Source organism: Taklimakanibacter albus (genome assembly GCF_016595235.1).
Taxonomy (GTDB): Bacteria; Pseudomonadota; Alphaproteobacteria; order Rhizobiales; family Aestuariivirgaceae; genus Taklimakanibacter; species Taklimakanibacter albus.
Genome location: NZ_JAENHL010000008.1, coordinates 112722 through 135121, shown reverse-complemented (window position 1 = coordinate 135121; position 22400 = coordinate 112722). Strand labels below are relative to the sequence as shown.

General features: G+C 63.1%; 21 protein-coding genes. 6 read left to right on the top strand and 15 right to left on the bottom strand.

The window, feature by feature from the left end:
- Positions 1-119: 119 nt before the first annotated feature.
- From JHL16_RS23555 to JHL16_RS23545, 3 genes are read left to right on the top strand one after another with little or no spacing between them, the layout of a single operon-like run.
- Positions 120-1121 (top strand): FecCD family ABC transporter permease, encoded by a 1002-nt coding sequence (locus JHL16_RS23555; RefSeq protein WP_200187360.1) that lies wholly within the window; start codon positions 120-122, stop codon positions 1119-1121.
- On the top strand, positions 1118-2152 hold the full coding sequence (locus JHL16_RS23550) for a FecCD family ABC transporter permease (protein ID WP_200187359.1): 1035 nt from the start codon (positions 1118-1120) through the stop codon (positions 2150-2152). The genes JHL16_RS23555 and JHL16_RS23550 overlap by 4 nt, the downstream gene beginning before the upstream one ends.
- Positions 2153-2160: 8 nt before the next feature.
- Complete coding sequence (locus JHL16_RS23545; protein WP_200187358.1) at positions 2161-2943, top strand: ABC transporter ATP-binding protein; 783 nt, start codon at positions 2161-2163, stop codon at positions 2941-2943.
- Between the two features lie 3 nt (positions 2944-2946).
- Here the strand turns inward: JHL16_RS23545 and JHL16_RS23540 are convergent, their stop codons facing one another.
- From JHL16_RS23540 to JHL16_RS23475, 14 genes are all read right to left on the bottom strand, one after another.
- Positions 2947-3636, bottom strand: a complete 690-nt coding sequence (locus JHL16_RS23540; RefSeq protein ID WP_200187357.1) for a class I SAM-dependent methyltransferase — start codon at positions 3634-3636, stop codon at positions 2947-2949.
- Positions 3637-3735: 99 nt separating this feature from the next.
- On the bottom strand, positions 3736-5187 hold the full coding sequence (locus JHL16_RS23535) for an SEL1-like repeat protein (protein ID WP_200187356.1): 1452 nt from the start codon (positions 5185-5187) through the stop codon (positions 3736-3738).
- Between the two features lie 26 nt (positions 5188-5213).
- Positions 5214-6308 carry a TAXI family TRAP transporter solute-binding subunit gene (locus tag JHL16_RS23530; RefSeq protein ID WP_200187355.1) on the bottom strand — a complete coding sequence of 365 codons (1095 nt, stop codon included), beginning with the start codon at positions 6306-6308 and terminating at the stop codon, positions 5214-5216.
- 131 nt (positions 6309-6439) lie between these two features.
- Complete coding sequence (locus JHL16_RS23525) at positions 6440-7468, bottom strand: acetate/propionate family kinase (RefSeq protein ID WP_200187354.1); 1029 nt, start codon at positions 7466-7468, stop codon at positions 6440-6442.
- 10 nt (positions 7469-7478) lie between these two features.
- On the bottom strand, positions 7479-8963 hold the full coding sequence (locus JHL16_RS23520; RefSeq protein WP_200187353.1) for an MDR family MFS transporter: 1485 nt from the start codon (positions 8961-8963) through the stop codon (positions 7479-7481).
- Between the two features lie 78 nt (positions 8964-9041).
- Positions 9042-10802 carry a sulfoacetaldehyde acetyltransferase gene (xsc, locus tag JHL16_RS23515; RefSeq protein WP_200187352.1) on the bottom strand — a complete coding sequence of 587 codons (1761 nt, stop codon included), beginning with the start codon at positions 10800-10802 and terminating at the stop codon, positions 9042-9044.
- Positions 10803-10884: 82 nt separating this feature from the next.
- Positions 10885-11556, bottom strand: coding sequence for a 2OG-Fe(II) oxygenase (locus tag JHL16_RS23510; RefSeq protein WP_200187351.1), 672 nt, complete (start codon positions 11554-11556; stop codon positions 10885-10887).
- 35 nt (positions 11557-11591) lie between these two features.
- Positions 11592-12362, bottom strand: a complete 771-nt coding sequence (locus JHL16_RS23505) for a Stf0 family sulfotransferase (RefSeq protein ID WP_200187350.1) — start codon at positions 12360-12362, stop codon at positions 11592-11594.
- 1 nt (position 12363) lies between these two features.
- Positions 12364-12645 carry a cupin domain-containing protein gene (locus JHL16_RS23500; protein WP_200187349.1) on the bottom strand — a complete coding sequence of 94 codons (282 nt, stop codon included), beginning with the start codon at positions 12643-12645 and terminating at the stop codon, positions 12364-12366.
- A 14-nt stretch (positions 12646-12659) separates the two neighbouring features.
- Complete coding sequence (locus JHL16_RS23495) at positions 12660-13379, bottom strand: LrgB family protein (protein ID WP_200187348.1); 720 nt, start codon at positions 13377-13379, stop codon at positions 12660-12662.
- Positions 13376-13759 carry a CidA/LrgA family protein gene (locus JHL16_RS23490; RefSeq protein WP_200187347.1) on the bottom strand — a complete coding sequence of 128 codons (384 nt, stop codon included), beginning with the start codon at positions 13757-13759 and terminating at the stop codon, positions 13376-13378. The genes JHL16_RS23495 and JHL16_RS23490 overlap by 4 nt, the downstream gene beginning before the upstream one ends.
- Positions 13760-13808: 49 nt before the next feature.
- Positions 13809-14888 carry an NAD(P)H-dependent oxidoreductase gene (locus JHL16_RS23485; protein ID WP_200187346.1) on the bottom strand — a complete coding sequence of 360 codons (1080 nt, stop codon included), beginning with the start codon at positions 14886-14888 and terminating at the stop codon, positions 13809-13811.
- A 70-nt stretch (positions 14889-14958) separates the two neighbouring features.
- Positions 14959-16077, bottom strand: coding sequence for an alanine dehydrogenase (ald, locus tag JHL16_RS23480; protein WP_200187345.1), 1119 nt, complete (start codon positions 16075-16077; stop codon positions 14959-14961).
- 346 nt (positions 16078-16423) lie between these two features.
- Positions 16424-17380, bottom strand: a complete 957-nt coding sequence (locus tag JHL16_RS23475) for a DMT family transporter (protein WP_200187344.1) — start codon at positions 17378-17380, stop codon at positions 16424-16426.
- A gap of 75 nt (positions 17381-17455) precedes the next feature.
- On the opposite strand from JHL16_RS23475, the gene JHL16_RS35445 reads away from it, so the two are divergent.
- The 3 genes from JHL16_RS35445 (at position 17456) to JHL16_RS23460 (ending at position 20818) form a co-directional block, all read left to right on the top strand.
- Positions 17456-18379, top strand: coding sequence for an extensin family protein (locus JHL16_RS35445; protein WP_200187343.1), 924 nt, complete (start codon positions 17456-17458; stop codon positions 18377-18379).
- A gap of 162 nt (positions 18380-18541) precedes the next feature.
- Complete coding sequence (locus JHL16_RS23465) at positions 18542-19936, top strand: selenium-binding family protein (protein WP_246771140.1); 1395 nt, start codon at positions 18542-18544, stop codon at positions 19934-19936.
- A gap of 255 nt (positions 19937-20191) precedes the next feature.
- Entirely contained in the window at positions 20192-20818 is a 627-nt protein-coding gene (locus tag JHL16_RS23460) for a hypothetical protein (protein ID WP_200187342.1), read from the top strand.
- On the opposite strand, the gene pdxR is transcribed toward JHL16_RS23460, so the two are convergent.
- Positions 20819-22312 carry a MocR-like pyridoxine biosynthesis transcription factor PdxR gene (pdxR, locus tag JHL16_RS23455; protein WP_200187341.1) on the bottom strand — a complete coding sequence of 498 codons (1494 nt, stop codon included), beginning with the start codon at positions 22310-22312 and terminating at the stop codon, positions 20819-20821.
- Positions 22313-22400 lie beyond the last annotated feature (88 nt).

The following is a 22400-nucleotide window of genomic DNA, read 5'->3' as shown; positions in this document are numbered from 1 at the left end:
CAAAAGCACACTAGAATCATTAAGTTTTCTAGTGTCCTTCCGAATCCGAAGTTCGCTCGGAAGGTGCCGCTGGCAGTGGCGAACTTCGGATTCGGGACACTAGTCGCCTCGCTCCGCCGATGAATGCCAGTCGTTCCGCCAGCATCACTATCGCAGCGCTCGTCGGCGCGCTGCTGATCGGCTTTGCCGGTCTTCTTTTCGGCGCCAAATCGATGCATTTCGATCAGGCGCTGACGGCGCTTTTCTGGCCGGGGCAGGGCATCGACAGCATCATCGTCTGGACGTTGCGCCTGCCGCGCAGTATCGCCGCTTTCGCGGGCGGCGCCGGTCTCGCCGTCTCGGGATATCTGCTGCAATCGATTACCCGCAATCCGCTCGCGGCACCCGACCTCACCGGCGTGACGGCGGGCGCTGTCGTGGTGATCGTCTTCAGCTTCGTCTTCCTGCCGGCTTTGTCGTCGGTCTTTTATCCCTTCATCGGGCTTGCCGGGGGGCTTGCCGCCGCCGCCGTGACCTTCTGGGTCGCGCGCGGCGGCCAGGCATCGCCGCTGCATCTGGGACTGGGTGGCATCACCATCTCGCTCTTTCTCGGCGCCATCACCACCTACATCCTGCTGCTCGGCGGGCCACAATCGCCGGCCGTCCTGTTCTGGCTCTCAGGCGGCTTGCAAGGCCGCAGCTGGAGTGCGCTCGTTTTCATACTGCCCTGGGCGATGGCCGGCATCCTGGGAGCCTTGTTCTGCCGCCGCGCTTTGGAGCTCCTCTCGCTCGGCGATGATGCGGCGCAAGCCATGGGCCTCAAGCTCAGCCTCTGGAAGCCGCTGTTCCTGGTTCTGGCCGTGTGTCCGGTTGCCGGCGTCACCCCGGTCGCCGGCCCGATCGCATTCATCGGTCTGGCTGTGCCGCATATTGTGCGCCTGCTGAGGCCGCAAGGCGCCGCTTGGACCATCCTTCTCAACGTCGCGATCGGCGGCTTCATCTTCGTCACCGCCGATGTCATTGCCCGCAGCATCGCCGCCCCGCGTGAGCTTCCGGTGAGCATGGTCCTGGCGCTCATCGGCGGACCTTTCTTCATTCACCTCGTGCAACGCCGTAACTTCATGCTCGGAGCACGGGCATGACCGGCTTGACCGTAGCCGCGCGCCAGTCGCTCGATCGGCCGATCTGGATCATCTTGCCCTTGGCGTTGATCCTGATCGTGCTCGCGGTGTTTCTCGGCGTCGCCGATCTGTCGCCTGCGATGGTGCTCGACGTGCTGACCGGCCATGGCTCGGAAAATGCCCGCCTGATCATCACCGATATCCGCATTCCGCGCATCGCCACCGGCATCTTGGCGGGTATCCATTTCGCCGTCGCCGGTCTGCTGCTGCAGACGATCACCCGCAACCCGCTCGCCGACCCCTCGATCATGGGGATCTCGCAAGGCGCGACGCTCGCCGTCACCATCTTCCTGTTCTTCGCCGTCTATTGGTTCGATTCCGATCCGCACAAGGTCTATCAGCTGCCGGTCGCCTGGCTGCCGGCGGTCGGCTTGTTCGGCGGCCTCGCGGCCGGGGCCGTTATCTTCCTTCTCGCCCGGCGTCACGACCTCGGACCCTTGCGGATCACGCTCTGCGGCATCGCGGTGGGCGCGGTGCTGCATGCGCTCGCCATGGGGCTCATCGCCGGCTGGGGCTCGGCCCGCATCGAGATCGTGCTGCAATGGCTGTCGGGCAGCCTATATGCGAGGAGCTGGGAGCATGTGTTGTTCCTGCTGCCTTTCACCGTTGCCGGACTTCTCGTTCTGCCTTTCCTGCGCCGCTCGATCGATCTCCTGCGTTTCGAGGCGCCGGTGGCTCTGTCCTTCGGTTTTCCTTACCGGGCGCAGTTCACTGTCGTCCTGATGATCGCCTGCGGCCTGGCGGCGAGCGCCGTCGGTGTCACCGGGCCGATCATCTTTATCGGCCTGATCGTGCCGCATCTGGCCCGGTTCATCGCCGGCTCGCGCTTCAATCTGGTGTTGCCGCTCACGCTGCTTCTCGGCGCCGTCATCGTCACGGCGGGCGATCTCATCGGCCGACTGGCCGGCGGCGCCGAAGAGATTCCGATCGGGGTCGTCAGCGCCATTGGGGGTGCCCCCATTCTCCTGGCGCTGTTGCGCCGTATTCGATGAGACCTGTCATGCCGCTCAGCTGCTCCGGGCTTTCCGTCGCTTATGGTCCCCGTCTCGCCTTGAATGCATTCGATCTGACACTCGGCAAGGGCGAGATCCGCGTCCTGATCGGCCCCAATGGCTCGGGAAAGAGCACGGCGCTTCATGCTTTGGCCGGCCTCATTGCGCCGAGCGGCGGTGAGGTGAGCGTCGGCGGCAGGGCCGTGGCGTCCTTCAGCCGGCGCGATCTCGCCAAGCGCCTCTCCTTCCTGCCGCAGCAGCCGGCGGCGCCCGACGAGATGACCGTCGAGCAGCTCGTGCGGCAGGGCCGTTTCGCGCATGTCGGCCTGTTCCGCAGCTATAGCGCGCGTGATGTCGAGGCGGTGCGCTGGGCGCTCGACAGCACCGGCCTCACGGGTCTCGCCGAGCGCAATCTGCGCGAGCTGTCGGGTGGCGAACGCCAGCGTGCCTGGATCTCGGCGGCGCTGGCGCAAGAGGCGGAGATCCTGCTGCTCGACGAGCCGACGTCCTTTCTCGATATCGGCCACCAGGTCGAAGTGCTCGATCTCATCTGCCGCCTGAGCCGCGAGCGTCGCGTGACCATCGTCATGGCCATCCACGATCTCAATCAGGCGATGTCGGTCTGCGATCGGATTTCACTGCTCGACAAGGGCGAGCGGGTTTTCGACGGCGTGCCGGCGGATCTCGCGGCGAGCGGGCTGATCGAGCGAATCTTTAATGTCCGCGGCCGCTTCGTCACCATCGCCGATACACGCGCGCCGCATTTCGACGTCGAGCTGGCGCGCCATTGAAGGTCAGCGCGGTTTTACCATCCGGAAGACGATCTTGGTTTCCGAGTAGTAGCGTAATGCATCGGCAAAATTCGGCATCCAGCCGTCCTCGGAAAAGGGAACGAAGCCGGTGAAGCCGAGCTTGCGGGCCGAAACGTCGAAGCCGGCCTTGCTGAAGCTCCTGGCATAATCGGAAACCGAACGGTCCTGCACCACGGTATTGGTTTTCTTGGCGACGAGACCGCGCCATTGCGGCCACAGCGGATTGTCGCTGTGACAGCCGGTGACCGCGTAATAGATACCGCCGGGCTTCAGGGCCCGCCACAGCTCGCTCGCATGCCTGTCGATGTCCGGTACGAGATAAATGACCTCATGGCTGAAGGCGAGGTCGAACTCCTGCGTGAGGCCGGCGACATTGTCGCCCACCTGATATTGGATCGGCATGTCGGCCTTGAGCGCATTGGCACGTTCGATCGACTTGCGTGCGATATCGACGCCGAGCGCCCGGCGGAACGGGCGCATCGTATGCAGCATGCGCAGGAAGCCGCCCTGATTGCAGCCGAAATCGAGCACCGAGAACGCGCTCAGATCAATCTCAGATACGAGCCCGATGAGATGGCGCCAGATCGGTGCGTGACCGTCCGACATCGCGTCTTCGGCCTTTGGATCGACATACCAGGTATCGATGAGAGGAGAGGACGCGGCTTGAGTCATGATGGAAATGTCTATTGTTCGAGAGAGATTGGACTAATTCAAAATGAAAGCGCGGGCAACCGTGTTGCCCGCGCCCAAATTCTGTAGAGATGTAGCAGCCTACTGCTTCATCCAGGTTTCAAGACCAGCGATGGCGGTTTCGGCGTCGGGGATGCCGGCGGTGCGCGCTTCGAGGTAATATCTGAGCGCCATCGCGGGATCCGCCTTGAGTCCCTGCACGTTTCGATCCCGGAATACAACCGGATCATAGGTTTGGCCGAGCCGCAGCGACGCCTCATGATTGCCGAGTTCGCGCGCCTTGCTGAAGAAAGCACGCGCCGCGGTGAAGTCGCCGAGGCCCAGGAGCTTATCGCCATTGCGCATCAGCGAGTCGCTGTCGGCAATCACACCAGAGCCCTGGCCGTTCTTCTCGAGCGGAGCCGGAATGGGCTGCGCCGCGACACTTTCCTGCTGCTTGGCCGGCGGCAGATTGAAGTTCCGCTTCACATCGGTCGGCGGCGCCGAAGCGGGCACCACGTCGGGAGCCGGCGGCTGCGCCGCTGCGGGGGCAGGGGCGGGAGTCGCCAGCGCCACCTTCATTTCCTCGGACGGGGCCGCGAGGTCACCGGTGCGCGGCTCGATCGCCTCGACGGCGATGAGGAGCGGCGAGGCGGGGACGCTTGGCACCATCAGCTTCACGCCGAGCTCTTCGCCCGGTTTCAGCATCCAGTCATTATTGGCGAGCTTGGTGCCGGCGCTGAGATAGGCATCCGCCGGAATACCACTGAGGCGGAAGGCGATATCCTGATTGGGGATCGCCGGCTCGGCGCTGATGCTCAAGGGTATAGGCGTATTCACATCGCCCTTGGCGTCGGAAACATCGAGTCTGGCGGTGGTCACCGGCTTCTTGAACGCCGCGGCGGCATTCTGGTCTTCGGCCACACTGACGCCGGCCTTGCCGGCATCGGCGATCGCCTCATCGCGGCTGCCGAAGCCGGTCATGAAGCCGCCGACGGAATTGAACACAGCGGTGCTCAACTCGCCGTCATTGGCGCGGTCATAGACGACGGCACCGGCTAGCGCGCCAATGGCGATCGACGCGACGCCGGCGAGTACCGCATCACGCATCCGGAACCCATAAGAGACGTCGCGCCGAGGCCGGCGCGGGGCTTCGCCGGCCCAATCCATGTCGTTCTCATTGCCGGCCATATGACGGGCGGTGGGAAATTTGCGGGCGCGCACCGGCGCCAGCGATTCCTCGTCTTCCTCCGAGGAGGGCCCGCGCATCTTGGCATAACGCATATAGGCTTCGAGCTGGCTCGGCCGGCGCTCACCCGATGCTTCCTCGGGCTGCGCGGGCTTATCGGCCTTTTCCGCCTTGTCTGCTTTTTTGGCCGCCTTCTTGGCTTTCTTGGCGTCGGCCTCGTCGGTCATCGCCTCGTTCTTCGCCGGCTCTTCCTTGGCAAGCGCGACCTTCAGCTCCTTGCCCAGGAACCAGACCGGCCGTTCGGCCTCGCGGGTGTCTTGTTCAGTTTCGGCCGCGCTGGTCTTGCGCTGCGGATTGGTCTTCATCGCCTCACTCCTCACACCCAGCGCGCTCATTCAAGGGCACTCGATCTCAGTCTTGCCGCACCGGCGGGCGTCATGTTGCTGCCGAGTTTCGTTCGCTCCAGATAGGACTGGAATTCGGCCTTGAGCGCCGCGTCTTCCTTGCTGGTCGCATCGGCCTGGTTGCGCTTGTGCTCGGCCAGCCACTCATCGGCGGTGACATAGCGCGTCCATCCGGGAAGATCGGCGGAAAGATTAACATCGTTCCACGCCGCATGCCATTTTCCGGTCTGCAGATCGCCGATGCCCGAATAGAGAACGTCGGCGAATTTGCGCAGCTTGTAGTAACGGTCGGTGCCCTTCTTCCAGTCGAACACCGCGACCGCATAGCTGACGCTCAGCGTCTCGGTCATGCCGCCATCCTGTGTGAGACCGTCATAGGTCTTGGCGTTGAGCATCGCCGGCGCGTAAATTCCGTTGAGCTCGTCATTGCCGGTGACATTGAGGAGGCGATAATTGCCGTCGCGCGCGAGATCCTCGGCGATGGTGGAAGGCTGCGGCGCGACGATGACGATCGCATCGGCCTTGCCGCTCTTGAGCAGGTTGGCCGCATCGGCTTCAGAGCCCGCGACCGGATTGAAGGTGATGCCGAGCGAGTCGAAGATCAGGCTCGCGGTCACGAAGCGCGGTTCGCTGGCGCCACCGACATTGACGTTCTTGCCGGCGAGATCGGCGAGCGTCGCGATGTCCTTGCGCGCAATGATATGAACCTGTGCCGAGCCGAGGCGCGCCACATAGGTCACCTTCTTGTCGACATCCTCGATGAGCTCCTGCTTGCGGATGTAAGCCACCGTGTCGGCAGGAATGATGCTGGCGTCGATGCCGCGCAGGAACAGAAGATCGCGCACCGCTTCGACCGGGCCATGGCCCATGACCGGCAGGATGCGCAGATCGCGCTCACCTTCCATCAGCACCGCGAGATCGGCTGCATAGCGCGACGATGGACTGTTGGCGCCGTCGGTAATGAGAGTGATCGCGCCCGCATTCATGCGAGCGACGTCTTTAGTGTCCTCGGCCTGGAGCGCGCCAGCACCAATGACAAGAGTTGTGGCAAATGCGCATGCCACCTTCAAGGCTATACTCATGCCTTGTCTCCCCGTCTGTATGCCGTCCCATAGTCGGACAGTGCGGGTTCCCCGCTTCTGGTCCGTAATATTACTCAAGACCCAGATTGTGGCACGGGTCCGGCATTCCTGCGACTTCTTTAACTTTTTGTTTAGGTAAGTAATATTGACGTATGCCTGGCTATCACTAGCTCCTCGTTGGCTAGCACAATATGCATGGCAAAGGCATTTATCCATGAAAGATGGTTTACGACGCGGTCGCGGACCGGCTTGGCGTTCTCGCCGATACCCCCGGTAAAGACCAAAGCGTCGATCCCGCCCATGGCAGCGATGAGGGAGGCCGCCTGCCGCGCCGCCCAATAGCAATAGGCCTCGACGGCCGCTTTGGCCGCGGGCGCCGGACTGTCGAGCAGGGTCTTCATGTCGCTGCTGAGGCCGCTCAAGGCCAGAAGGCCGCTCTCCTTGTAGAGAACCTGCTCCATCTGCTCCGGGCTCAAGCCGTCGTCCTTCATGATCGCCAGGATCAGGCCCGGATCGATGGCGCCGGGCCGGGTTCCCATGACGAGTCCGTCGAGCGTCGAGTAACCCATGGTGGTGGCGATGCTTTTGCCGTCCTTGACGGCGCACAGGCTGGCGCCATTGCCGAGATGCGCGATGAGCAGGCGCTGCGGCAGCGGTAACCCGGTCTGGGCCGGCAGTGCCTGGACCACATGTTCGTAATTGAGCCCATGGAAGCCATAACGCCGATAGCCGCGGTCGAAATAGGCCCGGGGCAGTGGAAAACGGGCCGCGATGTCGGGCTGGGTTGCATGGAAGGCGGTATCGAAACAGGCGACCTGCGGCACAAGCGGAGCATGCTCGCGCATGGCGCTGAGCGCATTGAGGCCGTAGGGCTGATGCAGCGGCGCCAGAGGACGCAGCGCATTGAGCTTGGCCTCGACCGCATCATCGACCACCACCGGCCGGGAGAATTCGGTGCCGCCATGGACGATGCGATGGCCGACGCCGGCAAGGTCCCGGGCCTCGATGCCTTCCCGGGCAAGGCGCGCGAAGAGCGCTTCCAGGGCTTGCGAGCCAGCCCCCTGGACCTGGTCCTTGAAGCGCAGCGTGAGCCCGTCATTTTGCTCGAACGCCGCGAATTTGAGGGTCGAAGACCCGGCATTGAGAACGAGAATGGTCATAACCGCTCCCTCACTCGGCAGCTCCCGCTTCCGGCCGGACATTACCGCGCAACGGCCTCTCCTCCATCACCGACAGCGAGACGACCGAAACGAGGATGCCGGCCATCGCGGCGATGAAGACCCAGCGGAACACCGAACCGATATCGAGGCCGGCGGCCGTGAACGTGCTGGCGAGATTCTCGATGGTCACATGCGCCGCCATGTCGGCCGGCAGGCTGCCGATCACGATCGCCCCGAACGCCGCGACGATCAGGGCGCCGCCCAGCGAGCGGAAGAAGTTCAAAGCGCCCGTCGCGGTGCCCATCTGATGCGGCGGCATGGCGTTCTGGATCGAGATCAGGGTCAGCGGGAAAATCGTCCCGAGGCCGATCGATGCCACGGTCAGGATGATCACCAGGGCCCACAGCGGCAGGCCTTTCGGATCGATCGCAAGCGCGGCAATACCGATGGCGGCGATGAGGAGGCCGGCCAGCGCCGGCCGCTTGTAATGCGTGATGCGCGCCATGATGCGGGCCGTCGAGGCAGCGCCGATGACGGTGCCGACCGTCAGCGGAATGAGGGTGAAGCCGGACTCGGTGGCGGTCAGCCCATACATGCCTTCGAGGAAAATCGGGATGTAGATGGTAAGTCCGATGAACACGCCCATTGCGGCACAGGCGGCGATGATCGCCATCGCGACCACGGGATGGACGAGAATTTCGAGCGGTATCAAAGGCTCGGGCGCGGTGTTGAGTCGGACGACAAAAAGAATCCAGAACAGGAGTGAGCCGCCGAACAGCGCCAGGATCGGCGTCGAGGTCCAGGCATAATTGGGACCGGCGAGGCTCAAGGCCAGGAGAAGGGCGGTGGTTGCGACGATCATCAGCCCGGCGCCCGGGAAATCGAGCCGGTGCGGCTTCTCATGGCGTGGCAGTTTCTTGAGCAGTGAATTCGTCATCCACAGAGCGAGGAGGCCGAGCGGCAGGTTGATCCAGAAGATGGCCGACCAGTGCAGCTTCTCGGCCATGAAGCCGCCGAGGACGGGACCCGCGAAGCTCGACGCCGCGAAGACGCCGGCAATATAGCCCTGATAGCGCGGCCGCTCCTTGGGCGACACGATATCGGCAATGATCGTCTGCGCCAGCGAGATCAGTCCACCGCCGCCAAGACCCTGGAGCGCCCGGGCCAGAATGAGCGCCAGCATGGTGGGCGCCAGCGCGCACAAGACCGAGCCGACGATGAAAATGCCGAGCGCCGCCATCATCGTCACCCGCCGGCCGACAATATCGGAGATCTTGCCGTAGAGCGGCGTGACGGCCGTCGCGGCGAGGAGATAGGTGGTGACGATCCAGGGCAGGTTCTCGAAATCGCCGAGCAGCCGTCCGATCGTCGGCAAGGCGGTCGCGACAATGGTCTGGTCGAGTGCCGCCAGGAACATCGCCAGCATCACGCCGATGATGATCGAGCGCACTTCCGGATGCGTGAGGGCGACGCTGGTTCTTTCTGAGGGAGGCATTTTTGCTGACGGGCACCAAATGTGAAGCCGCCTCAATAGCAGGAACCTCACATCTGGCGCATCAGCCGTTGGCGCATATCAGGCAGGAGCCTTGACGTCCGTGTGCTTGTACTTTTCGAGCAGGCGGCTCGGATATTTGAGGGCGTCGCGACGGAAGGGGTCGCCCAGTTCCTGCGTCACCATCACTTCGATGACGGTGGTTTTGCCCTTCTTCTGGGCGTCGCAGGCCTTCTCCAGGGCTTCGCCGACATCGCCGAGCTGGTCGATGGTGACGCCTTCGGCGCCGAGCGAACGGGCGACTTCGGCCCAGCTCGGATTCTTGAGATTAACGCCGAGGAAGCGGGTGTCGTAGAAATCGACCTGGTTCTTCTTCTCGGCCCCCCACTGCTTGTTGTGGAAGACGACGGCGGTAACCGGAATGTCCTCGCGCACGCAGGTGAGGATCTCGGCGAAGCTCATGCCCCAGGCGCCATCGCCCACATAGGCGACCGCCGGCCGGTCGGGCGCGGCGACCTTGGCGCCGATGACGGCGGGCAGCGCATAGCCGCAATTGCCGAAGCTCATCGCCGCGAACATCGAATTGGGCTGGTTGAAGCGCAAATATGAGTTGGAGACCGAGCAGATATTGCCGATGTCGGTCGATACCATGGCGTTCGCCGGCAAGGCCTTTTCGAGCTCACGCAGCATCTGGCGCGGATGCATATAGGGTGAGCCCTTGGCGATATCGAGCGACCAGCCGTCTTTCTCATGCGTCCAGCTGTCGAGCTCTTTCTCCCAGGCGTCCTTCTCGGCCTTGATCCTCTTCTTGCGCTCATCCGCATTGGCGGCAGCGGCGAGCTTGCGGTTGGCGAGCCGGTAGGCGAGCGCCTTGGCCGCTTCCTTGGCGTCGCCGACGATGCCGACCGATATCTGCTTCACGAGACCGAGCATGCGGTGATCGCTGTCGACCTGGATGATCTTGGCGTTCTTCGGCCAGTAGTCGAGGCCGTGCTGCGGCAGCGTGCCGAAGGGGCCGAGACGGGTGCCGAGTGCGAGCACGACATCGGCCTCGGCGACGAGCTTCATGGCGGCCTTCGAGCCCTGATAGCCGAGCGGACCGCACCACAGCGGGTGCTTGGCCGGGAACGAGTCGTTGTGGAGATAGGAGTTGACCACCGGGGCCGAGAGCTGCTCGGCGAGCGCCACGCATTCCGCGACACCGTCCGAGAAGATCACGCCGCCGCCGGAAACGATGACCGGGAACTTCGCCTTGGCGAGGAGGTCGGCCGCCTCGTCGAGATCGGCGTCAGCACCGGGGCCACGGGCGATCTTGCGCGGCTTGGCGATCTCATAGTCCGCCTCGCCGTAGAAGTTGTCGCGCGGGATGTTGAGCTGGGTGGGGCCGCGCTCCGACATCGCCATGTCGAAGCAGCGCGCAGTGAGCTCGGCCATGCGCGGATGCTTGGACACATGCGCCTGGTATTTGGTGATCTTGGAGAAGATCGGCAGCTGCTCGGTCTCCTGGAAGCCGCCGAGGCCCATGGTGCCGGAGCCGGTCTCGGGCGTGATCACCACGACCGGCGAATGGGCCCAATAGGCGGCCGCCGTCGAGGTCACGAAATTGGTGATACCGGGGCCGTTCTGCGCGATGCACACGCCGTGGCGGCCGGAAACGCGCGAATAGCCATCGGCCATATGGCCGGCGCCTTGCTCATGCGCGGTCGGGATGAAGCGGATGCCGGCGGTCGGGAACAGATCGAGGGCGTCCATATAAGCGGAGCCGACGATCCCGAACACGTCCTTGACGCCATAGGCGATCAGGGTTTCGACGAAGGCTTCCGACGCTGACATTTTGGGCATGCGAGACTCCTGGGCAGGGAAAGATCGTGTCTTTCCCTATTCTGGCATCTGGACCCATGAAAGCGCCAGTTCCGGGGAGCGCTCAGGTCCAGAGCGCCCGAAACCCGAAAAAGGCGGTGTCCTTGACCCGGCGGGCCACGCCTTGCAACGCGGAATTGCGGGGGTCGGCGCAGAAAGTCATGCTCCAGATGACGCGGCGCTCGCCTTCACCGATTGGCGTCACCTTGTGGCGCACCCGCGCGCCCTCAAAGACGATCATGGAATTGGGCGGCGTCGGGATGATCTGGTCGCGGCCGTTCTGGCGCGCCATGAGACGGGCCTGCGACAGGCCGTTCGGCTCGCGCCCACGATTGACCATCGGCACCAGCACGGTGAAATGCCGGCCGCGGTAGAAATTGTGGTCATAGTGCCAGCCGATGTGGTCCCCGGGCTTCTCATAGAAGAGCACCGAGCAGGAGCTCTGGTCGTGGAGCGGCGTGGCCTCGACCTTGAGGCGTACGACATCGGAGACGAGCGAACAGAGCTCGGACGAGCGGTAGAGCTCGACAAGGTTCGGCGCCTGACGCTCCAGCGTCTCATAGGCGACAGTGCCGCCTTTCTTATGCGCCGGTAGGTAGCTGCGCTCGGTCTCGACCAGGTCCTCGACCTCGCCGACGAGGCGCACGAAATCATCTGGCGGCAGGATGTTGTCCATCATCGCCAGACGCTGCGCGAAGGAAGGCAAGGGCGAATCGAGTGCGAAATGCGGATCCATGTGTGACCCGCACTCTAGCGCGCGACTTTACAACTTTATGACGGCAGTGCCGGGCAGCGCTCGAGGTCCGTCTTAAATCGCCGCATCCAGTCGAGACTGATCGCATCGGAAAGCTTCGCCACGCCGGGCTTCACCTCCTCAGGCTTGGGCGCCGGGATGTCGAGCGCCGCGCAGATGCGTGTCAATGTGGCGGCGGGATCGGCCGACAGCGTCTCATAGCCGATGCGCAGCGGTATTATCTGCTGCTCAGCGAACCATGAGTTCCAGGCCGTGTCGTAACTTTCGAGCTCGGCAAGTTTCCGCCTGATCCGCTCGAAGTCATATTCGGGGTCTTTCGGCGGCGCCAGCCTCTCGATCTCGGTCCCATCGGGAGCGACATGCCAAAGGCCGGTCTGCTCCGCCTTGATCAGCGAAACCGCCTGGGCGAGTTTGTCCTCCCGCGAGAGATGCAGATAGAGGATGTTGCCGAAGGCCTTCTCGAGACGCGCCCGGTCCGAGGGCAGGCCAGGATAGATCTGATCCAGGGTGTCGGAAAGCTCGCCGAGATTCTCCCGCATCAGGCGAAGGCCGAAGATATCCGTGCCGCCCTTGCCGACTTTGATCGCCGTCTTCAGATATTCGATATTGTAGTCGCGCTCGCTCATCGTCTCCGGGCTCGGCAGATTCCATTGACCAGCCCACCAGGCGAGAAATTTGCGCCCGTAGAAGGAATCAGGATTGCCGGCCCGTTTGGTCGAGGCGAGAAGATCACACAAAAGCGTACTCCCGGTTCGGGGCGTGCCGCAGATGATGTAGGCATTGAACATGTTATTTGAGCTCGATCTCTATGAAAGCATATTCGGTTTCATTGGCATTGATCACATCGTGCTCGACACCTTCGCTGCGGAAATACGGCACGGCTTTCTTCATGTCGGCGAAGCTCTCGCCATCCTTGGTGAGGAGCTTCACTTTGCCGTCCATCAAGGGCACCACGACATAGTCATGGCCATGGCGGTGCCAGCCGGTATTGGCGCCGGGGGCGAAACGGTATTCGGTGACGATCACCTTGTCGTTCTCGATGTGCTTGATCGCTTTGGCGGTGCCGGACATGGAAGTCTCCTTTTCTATTTCAAGAACCAGTAGAGGATGAGGGGCAGAATGAGCGCGGTCATGACGGCATTGAGCGCCATGGCGATGCCGGCGAATGTGCCGGCCACTTCATCGACGACGAAAGCACGCGCCGTGCCGATGCCATGGGCGGAGAGGCCGGCGGCGAAGCCGCGCGCCGCGTAGTCCTTGAGGCCTAGCGCATTCATCAGCGGCGTCACGATGATGGCGCCGATGAGGCCGGTGGTGATGACGAGCACCGCGGTGAGCGCCGGCTGGCCGCCGAACTGCTCGGCGATGCCCATGGCGACGCCCGCCGTGACGGATTTCGGCGCGAGCGAGGCCAGCACATTGTCGGGAACACCGAAGAGCGCAGCGACGCCAAGCGCGGAGACGGCCGCCGTCACCGAGCCTGCGACGAGTGCTGCCGCCATCGGCAGGATGTTGGCTTTCACCTTGTCGAGATTGCGATAGAGCGGCACGGCGATGGCGACGATGGCGGGGCCGAGCAGGAAATGCACGAACTGCGCGCCCTGGAAATAAGCGGCGAAGGACGTGCCGGTGAGCAGCAGGATGGCGCCAAGCGTGACGATCGAGATCAGCACGGGGTTGACCGCCGGATGCCGCCCCGAGGCAAGCGCGATGCGGTCGGCGGCGATCCAGACGAGCAAGGTCACCGTCAACCACAGAAGCGGCGTCGAGGAGAGATAGACCCAGAGATCGAAAGCCGGTGTCATGATGCCATGCGGCCGGTTTGCCGGTTCTTCACCCAGGTGAAGACGAGGGCCGTGACCGCGAGAGACAGAGCGGTCGAGACGAGAAGCGCCAGGAAGAGGACGGGCCCGTAAGAATTTATGAGGCCCAGATGATCGATAACGCCGACGCCTGCCGGCACGAACAGTAAGGAGAGATGCTGCAGAAGACCGCCGGTCGTGCGGCCGAGCGCGGTGTCGTTGATCGTTTGCGGGCTGAGCGTGACGAATCTCTGCGCGACGAAGAGGCCCGCGAAAAGCAGGAGCAACCCGACCACCGGACCGGGCATCGGCAGGCCGAAGCCATGCGAGAGGATCTCACCGGCGAGCTGGCAAAGCAGAAGTAGAGCGAAGGCCTCGATCATGGGCGCAAGCTACAGCATCGGACCGAAAACTGTGAAGCGCTTTTCGAGACTACTTGGGTCGCGGATCGGTTATGCCGGCATCGGCGCGTTTGAACTCACCCTTGCGCTGAAGCACGACGGCCGCGATCAGGGCACGCGCGGCGTTGCGTACTTCCTCCTGGAAGTCGCGATCGGCATCGAGATCGTCATGGCTCGTCGCGTAATCCTTGTAATAGCCGATATAGCGGTCGAGCAGCGCTTTCGGCGCCGCCGGCATCAGCCCCATATCGGTGAGCCAGTCGGTCAGGATGCGGCGCAGATTCTCGGTGCCCGACGCATCGCCATGCACGATGACGGAGAACAGCCGGCCAGCGAGATGACGGGGATAGGGCCAGCCCTTGCGCTCGAGCAGCTTGGCGGCGTGCGGATCCTTGCCATGCGTCGAGGTCGGATCGGGATTGCCGCCATCGGCGCAGACGAGCCGGTCGATCATCGCCTTGAGGCCGGCCGGCGCCTGATACCAGTTCACCGGCGTCACGATCATGATGCCATGCGCCCGGACCCACATCGGATAGATCTCGTTCATCCAGTCATTCACCTGGCCGATGGCATGGTTGGGATAGCAGGAGCACGGCCAGTGGCAGAGCGGCATGGCGGTCGAGACGCAGGCCTTGCAGGGATAGATGACGCGGCCATATTCGGACGCCAGCAGGCTCAGATCGAGGACGTCGACGGCAAAGCCGCGCTTGGCCTCGATGATCTTGCGTGCGAGGGAGACGAGCCGCCAGCTCTTCGACATTTCGCCTGGGCAGCTCTGATCGCTGCGCATCGAGCCGTTGATGATGAGGATGCGTGACAGGCTTGCGGGATCACGCTGCTCGCGCTCGGCCGCTTTGATGCTATCACGCGCCTGGAGCCAATCGACCGAAAGCTCATAGGACGGGTCGGCAAATTCCTTGCCGGCTTTCCTTGTGATGGGGCTCTTGTGATAATCGTGATAGGAGCGCCAGGCCGGCTCGATCAGGGCCTCGATATTGCGGGCCTTGTCGGCATAGGCGGGATCGAAGAAGCGGGCCTTGAAGCGTTCAGTGAACTCCGCCTTGCTCAAGGCGACGCTCGGCATGCCTTTGCGGACTTTGATCTTGGTCACGGCGCACCTCCATTGGAAGCTGGCCTCCAACGGAACTACGCCGTGACTGAACTGTCAAATCTCTTCGCGGTTAGGCCGCGAGCGCCTTTTCGGCCGGGACATATTCGTAGCCGAGATCGTCGGCCACCGCCTTGTAGGTCACTTTGCCTTTGCAGACATTGAGGCCGGCGCGCAGGTGATGGTCTTCGAGCAGCGCCTGCTTGTAGCCCTTGTTGGCGATGGCGAGGCCGAAGGGCAGGGTGACGTTGTTGAGCGCATAGGTCGAGGTGCGCGCAACGCCGCCCGGCATATTGGCGACGCAATAGTGGATGACGCCGTCGACCACATAGGTCGGGTCGGCATGCGTCGTCGCCTTCGAGGTTTCGGCACAGCCGCCCTGATCGATGGCGACATCGACGAGGACCGAGCCGTTCTTCCAGTCCTTCAGCATCTTGCGGGTGACAAGCTTGGGCGCGGCAGCGCCCGGGATCAGCACGCCGCCGACGACGAGATCAGCGGTAGCGCATTCATCCTCGACCGCACCTTGCGTCGAATAGAGCGTCTTGAGCTGGGTGCCGAAACGCGCCACCAGCTCTTCCATGCGGTCGGTGCTCTTCTCGAGCACCGTGACATCGGCGCCGAGGCCGAGCGCCATCGCCGCGGCATTCGTGCCGACGACGCCGCCGCCGAGAATAACGACTTTGGCCGGCGCCACGCCCGGCACGCCACCGAGCAGAATGCCCGAGCCGCCTTGCGCCTTTTCGAGGCAATGGGCGCCCGACTGGATCGACATGCGGCCGGCGACTTGCGACATCGGCGCCAGCAGCGGCAGGCCGCCGCGCGAATTGGTCACCGTTTCATAGGCGATGCACACCGCACCCGATGCGACGAGGTCCTTGGTCTGCTCCGGATCCGGAGCCAGATGCAGATAGGTGTAGAGGATCTGGCCCTCGCGCAGCATCTTGCGCTCGACCGCCTGCGGCTCCTTCACCTTCACGATCATGTCGGCCTTGGCGAAGATCTCGTCCGCTGCCGGGATGATCTGCGCGCCGGCATTCTTGTAGTCTTCGTCCGACGCTCCGATGCCGAGTCCCGCACCGGTCTGGACCCAGAGCTTGTGACCGTGGCGAACGGCCTCACGAACCGAGAGTGGCGTCATGCCCACCCGGTATTCGTGATTCTTGATCTCTTTCGGAACGCCAATCAGCATGATGGAAGAACTCCCAAGGGACGCGGGCCTTGTTACCGCGATCCGGATTGATGGTTGTCGGAATAAAGCTATTCGCCTGTTGCCCCCTTGAGCCGTCCCGCCGAAGGTGATGAATGCGGCGACAACGATCGGCTCAAATCAGTTTGCTAGCGCGAACCCTATTCGGTGAAGTGATCCCACTTCGCCAGGATGCGCGCCAGAACCAGTTCACCTGGCTGCTGCGGGCCAGTTCTTTGCCGGCCTGTATGCGCGGCTGCTTATACTCCCGGACAAGATGCGCCGACAACCCCCACGTATCAGAGATTCAAGCCGCTTTCCTGCGTAAAGACCTGTATTTACGCAGGCTTTACGCGTTCTGGCGCTGCGGTTGTGCGGCGGTGATCAATCGGTCCTTGCGCCGGTCGGCCCACAGCATGAAGAGGCCGGCGAGGAGCACGATGGCGCCGCCCCAGAGCGTGCGCATGCCGGGCACATCGCCGAAGACGAAGAAACCGAGAGCGGCGGCCCAGAACATCGCTGAATATTCGAACGGCGCCACGAAGCTTGACTCGGCACTCTTATAGGCCATGGCGAACAGCACCATGGCGAACGCGACCGTCGAGCCGAGCAGCAGCATGGCGCCGAAATCGATCGGCGTCGGCCAATGCCAGGGCCGCGCCAGGAAGGCGACGCTCTTATGGTGAACACCGCTGAGATCGAGCTGGGTGAAGATGATGGCGAGGACGATCGCGAGCGACAGATAGACGGCGTTGGTGTGGAAGGCCATGGCGGCCGGCGGCACGCGCCGCACCACGAGCCGCGCCAATGTCTGGCTCACCGCATAGCCGAATGCCGAATAGAGTGAGAGAAGGGCGGCCGGCTCGAATACGCCGCTGCCCGGATTGATCATGACGATGACGCCGACGAGGCCGGCGATGATGGCGATCCAGCGATGCAGCGCCACATGCTCGCCGAGCAGCGGCCCGGCGATGACGGCGACGATCAGCGGCATGGCGAAATAGATGGCGACCGAGTCGGCAAGCGGCATCGCCGCGATGGAGAGAATGAAAGCGAGATAGGCCGAGCTCATGATCAGGCCGCGCAGCAGGCTCAGTCCCATGCCGGGGGCGGTGAGGCTTGCGAGCGAAGCCTGCTTATGCACGATGAAGGTGAGGATCGGTATGCCGATCAGGCAGCGCACCACCAGGATCTGATGCACCGGATAGTTGCCGCTCAGCCACTTCACCACCGAGTCGCCCGCCGACGAGATACCGACGGCGGCGCAGGCATAGAGTACCGCAAGAAGCTTGTTGTCAGCCGACATCGGGGAGGTCATGCTCCTGCCCATATCCCAGTTCGCGATGCAAGGGAACTCGGGTGACTGTGGGGGAGGTACGGCGTGAGACGCATAGCACTTCTTGGCCTGATCGTTCCGCTCATGCTGATCGAGGCGCAGGCCGCTGAGAAGTTGAAACCGCCGCTGCCCAAGCCGAAGCCCGTGTCCGGTGAAATGGTTTCACCGCCGGCGGAGCCTGCCGAACCGGAACCGGCTGAAGTGGCGCCACCCACTCTGGGATCAGCCGGAAACAAGAAAGTTCCGGTCCCGCGCGAAAAGCCATCACGGGAACAGCCATCCGCCTCGGAGAATCCCTTCGTGCCTCAGACCGGGGCGCAACCTGCGGAGGTTGCAAAGCCGAAGGAAGAGGCGAAGCCCCAGGAAGAAACCAAACCCGAGGACGAGGCTAAGCCCGCGCCCGGCGAGGAGATGGCGGCCTGTCGTGAGGAACTTGCGGCGCTCGGTGCCAAATTCACGGTTCCCGAAATGCCGGCGGCCGAGGGCCAGTGCAAGGTGGTCAATCCGGTGCAGATCAACGCCATCGCGACGCCGGTGGGGATGGTGAATTTTCCCGGCGAGCCGACCTTGAACTGTGTCTTCGCCAAGCAATTCACCTCATGGGTCGCCGACATCGCGGCCCCCGTCGTCAAGGCGCATACGGGGGAGGCACTGACGGCGATCTCGACCGGGCCTGGTTATGAATGTCGCAACCGCAATGGCGACTCGACGACGAAGATCAGCGAGCATGCGTTCGGCAATGCGGTCGACATCGCGTCCTTCAACTTGCCAGGCAAGAAGAATCTGCCCGTTTCCAATGTGGCGAAGAGCCAGAATGCCGAGAGCCGCTGGCTGATGGCCTTGCGCATCTCCGCCTGTGGCTATTTCACCACGGTCCTGGGACCTGGCTCCAACGAGGCGCATGCAGAGCACTATCACTTCGATCTCGGCATTCATGGCAAGTCCGGCAATTACCGGATCTGCGAATAGGCGCCCGACGAAATGAAGCTTGGATCGAGGGGCATTGAGTGCTCCGATTGAAGCGGGCGGCAATTTCAGGTAGCTTTCACAGACGGTGCTGCGGATGACGACCTCGCTTCATGCGTAGGACTCTTCGAGGGGACTGCTCAATCTTCACGGAAGGAGACGCCCATGGCCAGCCTGATGAAGCCGGATCCGAGTTTCTATCCCTCGCCGCGCATGGCGATGAAGGCCGCCCCTGAGACGCTGGCCTATGTCGCCGCCTTCGACCCCGGCCGCAAAGTGCCGGACGCCATCGCGGTGGTCGATGTCGATCCCAGATCGAAGACCTATTCGAAGATCATCAACACCGTTTCGATGCCGAATGCCGGTGATGAGCTGCATCATTTCGGCTGGAATGCCTGCTCGTCCTGTCTCTGCCCCAATGCACCGCATCCCCATAGCGAGCGGCGCTATCTCGTGGTGCCGGGCCTGCGCTCGTCGCGTATCCATATTCTAGACACCAAGCCCAATCCTAAGAAGCCGAAGATCGTCAGGGTGATCGAGCCCAACGAGGTCGCCGAACGGGCCGGCTATACCAGGCCGCATACGGTCCATTGCGGCCCGGAAGGCATCTATGTCGCCGCACTGGGCAATGCCGAGGGCAAGGCGCCGGGCGGCATCTTTCTCATGGATCACCAGACCTTCGATATTCGCGGCCAATGGGAGGTGGAGCGCGGGCCGCAGCAACTTGCGTATGATGCCTGGTGGCATCTGGGCTACGACACGCTGGTCACCAGCGAATGGGGTACGCCCGATATGTTCGAGAACGGGCTGGTGCCCGAAATCCTGCTCGGCGCCAAATATGGCCGGCGCCTGCATTTCTGGGACCTGCACAAGCGCAAGCACCTGCAGACCATCGATTTCGGCGAGGAGTATCAGCTCGTCTTCGAGCTGCGCCCCGCCCATGATCCGACCAAGGCCTATGGCTTCGTGAACTGTGTCGTCTCACTCAAGGATCTCTCGTCGTCCATCTGGGTCTGGCATCGCGACGGCAATAAATGGGCCGTCACCAAGGTGATCGACATTCCGGCCGAACCGGCCGATGCCGAGAAACTGCCGCCGGTCCTCAAAGGGTTCGGTGCGGTGCCGCCGCTCGTCACCGACATCGATTTGTCGATGGATGACCGCTTCCTTTATGTCGCCTGCTGGGGAACGGGCGATCTGCATCAGTACGATGTCTCCGATCCCTTCAAGCCGAAGCTCGCCGGCAAGGTCCGTATTGGCGGCATCGTCGCGCAAGCCGGACACCCGGCGCATAAGGGGCCGTTGAGCGGCGGTCCGCAGATGGTCGAGATCAGCCGCGACGGCAAGCGCATCTACTTCACCAATTCGCTCTATGGCGCCATCGATCCGCAATTCTATCCGGACGGCATCGAAGGCTGGATGGTGAAGCTCGACGCCAGGCCGGAAGGCGGCATCGCCTTCGATCCGAAGTTCTTCGTCAAATGGCCGGCGCCCCACCGGCCGCATCAGGTGAGGCTCGAGGGCGGCGACTGCTCGTCGGATTCCTATTGCTATCCGTGATGCTTGATGCAGTACGCTGCGCGTCACCTCCCTCCGCCGCGCGAAGCGCGGGGAGGGTGGCCGCCCAAAGGGCGGACGGGTGGGGTATCTCCGCCGACAAATACATGTCGATTGACCTGGACAGCTTGCAAGTATTTTGTCTGACAGGTCTCCCTTGTGGAGCGACCCCACCCGTCGCGCGTCCCGCGCGCCACCCTCCCCGCCTTCGGCGGTGGAGGGAGAACTACGCGCGCTCAGGTATCTCGGTAGAAGCACATGGCTGAAGCGTGGCCGTGGCTGACGCTTGCCGGCCTTGGTGCGTTTCATGGATTGAATCCGGCCATGGGATGGCTGTTCGCGGTGGCGCTGGGACTGCACCGCAAGAGCTTTGCCACCGTGCTTCTCTCGCTCATTCCGATCGCGGTCGGTCACGCGCTGGCGATTGCGGTCGTGGCGTTCCTGATGGCGGGCGCCGGCATGCTGATCGATCCCCGGCTGGTGCGTATCGTCTGCGGTGTGCTGCTCATCGGCTGGGCGCTCTACCATTGGCGCTACGGTCACCGCCATCGCGTGCGCGTCGGCATGCAGGCAGGTTTTGCCGGTCTCGCTCTGTGGTCGTTCCTGATGGCGAGCGCGCATGGCGCCGGCCTCATGTTGTGGCCGGCGCTGGGTCCGCTGTGTTTTCCGGAAGGTGGTGTCGGCGGCACTTCGCTTCGACCATTCATGGCCGCCCTGGCCGGCGTCTCGGTGCATACGCTGGCAATGCTGACCATGACCGGTCTGATGGCGACGCTTGTTTATGCCTGGCTTGGCCTCGGCGTCCTGCGTCAGGCCTGGTTCAATATCGACGCCCTGTGGATCGCAGCGCTCCTCGTCACCGGAACGATTTTGCTGGTCCTGTGATCACTCGGCGGCCTGGCGCGTCGCGTCGGCGATGGTCTCGGCGAGAAGCTTGATGCCGGGCTCGATTTTCTTCTCCTCGATGGAGGAGAAGGCGAGGCGGAAGAAATTGTCGGGCGCGTTTTCGGCGCCGAAATGAATGCGGCCCGGCTCGATGACGATGCCGCGCGTCGCCGCCTGCTTGGAAAGGAGCTCGCTGTCCAGACTGCGCGGGCCGGCAACCCAGAAGCTGGTGCCACCGAAGGAGGGGATGCGCGCCGAGTCGGGCAGATACGCCTGAAGGGCGGCCCCCATGATCTCCCATCGCGAGCGATAGGCCTTGTGCAGGCGGCGGATCAGCGTGTCGTGATGGCCGAGTGACAGGAAGAGGGCGGCGGTGCGCTGGTTGTTGTTGGGCGCGTGGCGCACCATCAGCCGGCGCAACGCGCGGGCTTCCTCGACAAACGCCTTGGGGCCGACGAGGAATCCTAAACGCAGGCCGGGAAACAGGGTCTTCGACAGCGAGCCGACATAGATCACCCGGCCTTCGTCATCGAGCGACTTGAGCGCCGGGCAGGGCTCGTTCACGTAATTCGTCTCGAATTCGTAGTCGTCCTCGATGATCACAAAATTATGCTTGGAGGCGAGCTTCAGGAGATCGAGCCGGCGCGTCAGCGGCATGGTGGCCGTGGTCGGGAACTGATGGCTGGGCGTCACGAAGACGAGATCGGAGCTGGCCACATCTTCGTTGAGCACCAGGCCTGCTTCGTCGACCGGCACCAGCGCCACATTGCCGGTCTTGAGCCGGAAGATGTTGCGCATGTCGGGAAAGCCCGGCTCCTCCATGGCGACGCGGCTTTTCCCGTCGATGAGCAGGCTCACGATGAGATAAAGCGCGTTCTGGGCGCCGAGCGTGATCAGGATCTCGTCGTCGCTCGCCATGATGCCGCGGCGCGGCAGGATGCGGCGCCGGATCTGCTCGACGAGGAGGGGATCATCGAACGCCCAGGTATCGTTGGTCCAAGTGCCGAGCCATTTCTTGCCGAGCGCCTGGCGCGCGCAGTCGCGCCACTCGGCGAGCGGGAAAAGATTGTGATCCACTTGCCCGTAGATGAAGGGGTAAGCGTAGCTCTGCCAGTCGAGCGGCTTGAAGATATTGGCTTGGGCGGCCGGATGCTTGAGCAGGCGGGCCTTCCATTGCGGGTCGGTGCCGGCTTCCGCGGCCGGGCCCGGTTGCGCCTTGGCCGTGGGCCGGATGGCCGTTTCGATCGCCTTGTCGGCGACGAAATAGCCAGATCTCTCACGGGCGACCAGGTAGCCGTCATCGAGCAGCCCCTGATAGGCCAGGACGACAGTGTTGCGCGACACGCCGAGGCTTTTGGCCATCTTGCGGGTTGAGGGGATGGGCTCCTCGCGGGCGATCTGGCCATCGAGAATCGCCGCGACCAGCGCCTCGCGAATCTGCGTCTGCAGGCTCGAATGGTTGTGGCGGCGGATATGGACAAGCCAGTCGCGCAAAGGGCACCTCTGGACCCATCATAGAACCAAAAATCCCAACAACAATATCAATGATATATGGCAGTTAAGACCGGCTGGCTCCAATTGT

What these genes read in the sequence shown, in the direction of transcription:
- JHL16_RS23555 (WP_200187360.1), top strand. Translation starts at nt 120, where the DNA reads ATGAATGCCAGTCGTTCCGCCAGCATCACTATCGCAGCGCTCGTCGGC.
- JHL16_RS23550 (WP_200187359.1), top strand. Translation starts at nt 1,118, where the DNA reads ATGACCGGCTTGACCGTAGCCGCGCGCCAGTCGCTCGATCGGCCGATC.
- JHL16_RS23545 (WP_200187358.1), top strand. Translation starts at nt 2,161, where the DNA reads ATGCCGCTCAGCTGCTCCGGGCTTTCCGTCGCTTATGGTCCCCGTCTC.
- JHL16_RS23540 (WP_200187357.1), bottom strand. Translation starts at nt 3,636, where the DNA reads ATGACTCAAGCCGCGTCCTCTCCTCTCATCGATACCTGGTATGTCGAT.
- JHL16_RS23535 (WP_200187356.1), bottom strand. Translation starts at nt 5,187, where the DNA reads ATGAAGACCAATCCGCAGCGCAAGACCAGCGCGGCCGAAACTGAACAA.
- JHL16_RS23530 (WP_200187355.1), bottom strand. Translation starts at nt 6,308, where the DNA reads ATGAGTATAGCCTTGAAGGTGGCATGCGCATTTGCCACAACTCTTGTC.
- JHL16_RS23525 (WP_200187354.1), bottom strand. Translation starts at nt 7,468, where the DNA reads ATGACCATTCTCGTTCTCAATGCCGGGTCTTCGACCCTCAAATTCGCG.
- JHL16_RS23520 (WP_200187353.1), bottom strand. Translation starts at nt 8,963, where the DNA reads ATGCCTCCCTCAGAAAGAACCAGCGTCGCCCTCACGCATCCGGAAGTG.
- xsc (WP_200187352.1), bottom strand. Translation starts at nt 10,802, where the DNA reads ATGCCCAAAATGTCAGCGTCGGAAGCCTTCGTCGAAACCCTGATCGCC.
- JHL16_RS23510 (WP_200187351.1), bottom strand. Translation starts at nt 11,556, where the DNA reads ATGGATCCGCATTTCGCACTCGATTCGCCCTTGCCTTCCTTCGCGCAG.
- JHL16_RS23505 (WP_200187350.1), bottom strand. Translation starts at nt 12,362, where the DNA reads ATGTTCAATGCCTACATCATCTGCGGCACGCCCCGAACCGGGAGTACG.
- JHL16_RS23500 (WP_200187349.1), bottom strand. Translation starts at nt 12,645, where the DNA reads ATGTCCGGCACCGCCAAAGCGATCAAGCACATCGAGAACGACAAGGTG.
- JHL16_RS23495 (WP_200187348.1), bottom strand. Translation starts at nt 13,379, where the DNA reads ATGACACCGGCTTTCGATCTCTGGGTCTATCTCTCCTCGACGCCGCTT.
- JHL16_RS23490 (WP_200187347.1), bottom strand. Translation starts at nt 13,759, where the DNA reads ATGATCGAGGCCTTCGCTCTACTTCTGCTTTGCCAGCTCGCCGGTGAG.
- ald (WP_200187345.1), bottom strand. Translation starts at nt 16,077, where the DNA reads ATGCTGATTGGCGTTCCGAAAGAGATCAAGAATCACGAATACCGGGTG.
- JHL16_RS23475 (WP_200187344.1), bottom strand. Translation starts at nt 17,380, where the DNA reads ATGTCGGCTGACAACAAGCTTCTTGCGGTACTCTATGCCTGCGCCGCC.
- JHL16_RS23465 (WP_246771140.1), top strand. Translation starts at nt 18,542, where the DNA reads ATGGCCAGCCTGATGAAGCCGGATCCGAGTTTCTATCCCTCGCCGCGC.
- JHL16_RS23460 (WP_200187342.1), top strand. Translation starts at nt 20,192, where the DNA reads ATGGCTGAAGCGTGGCCGTGGCTGACGCTTGCCGGCCTTGGTGCGTTT.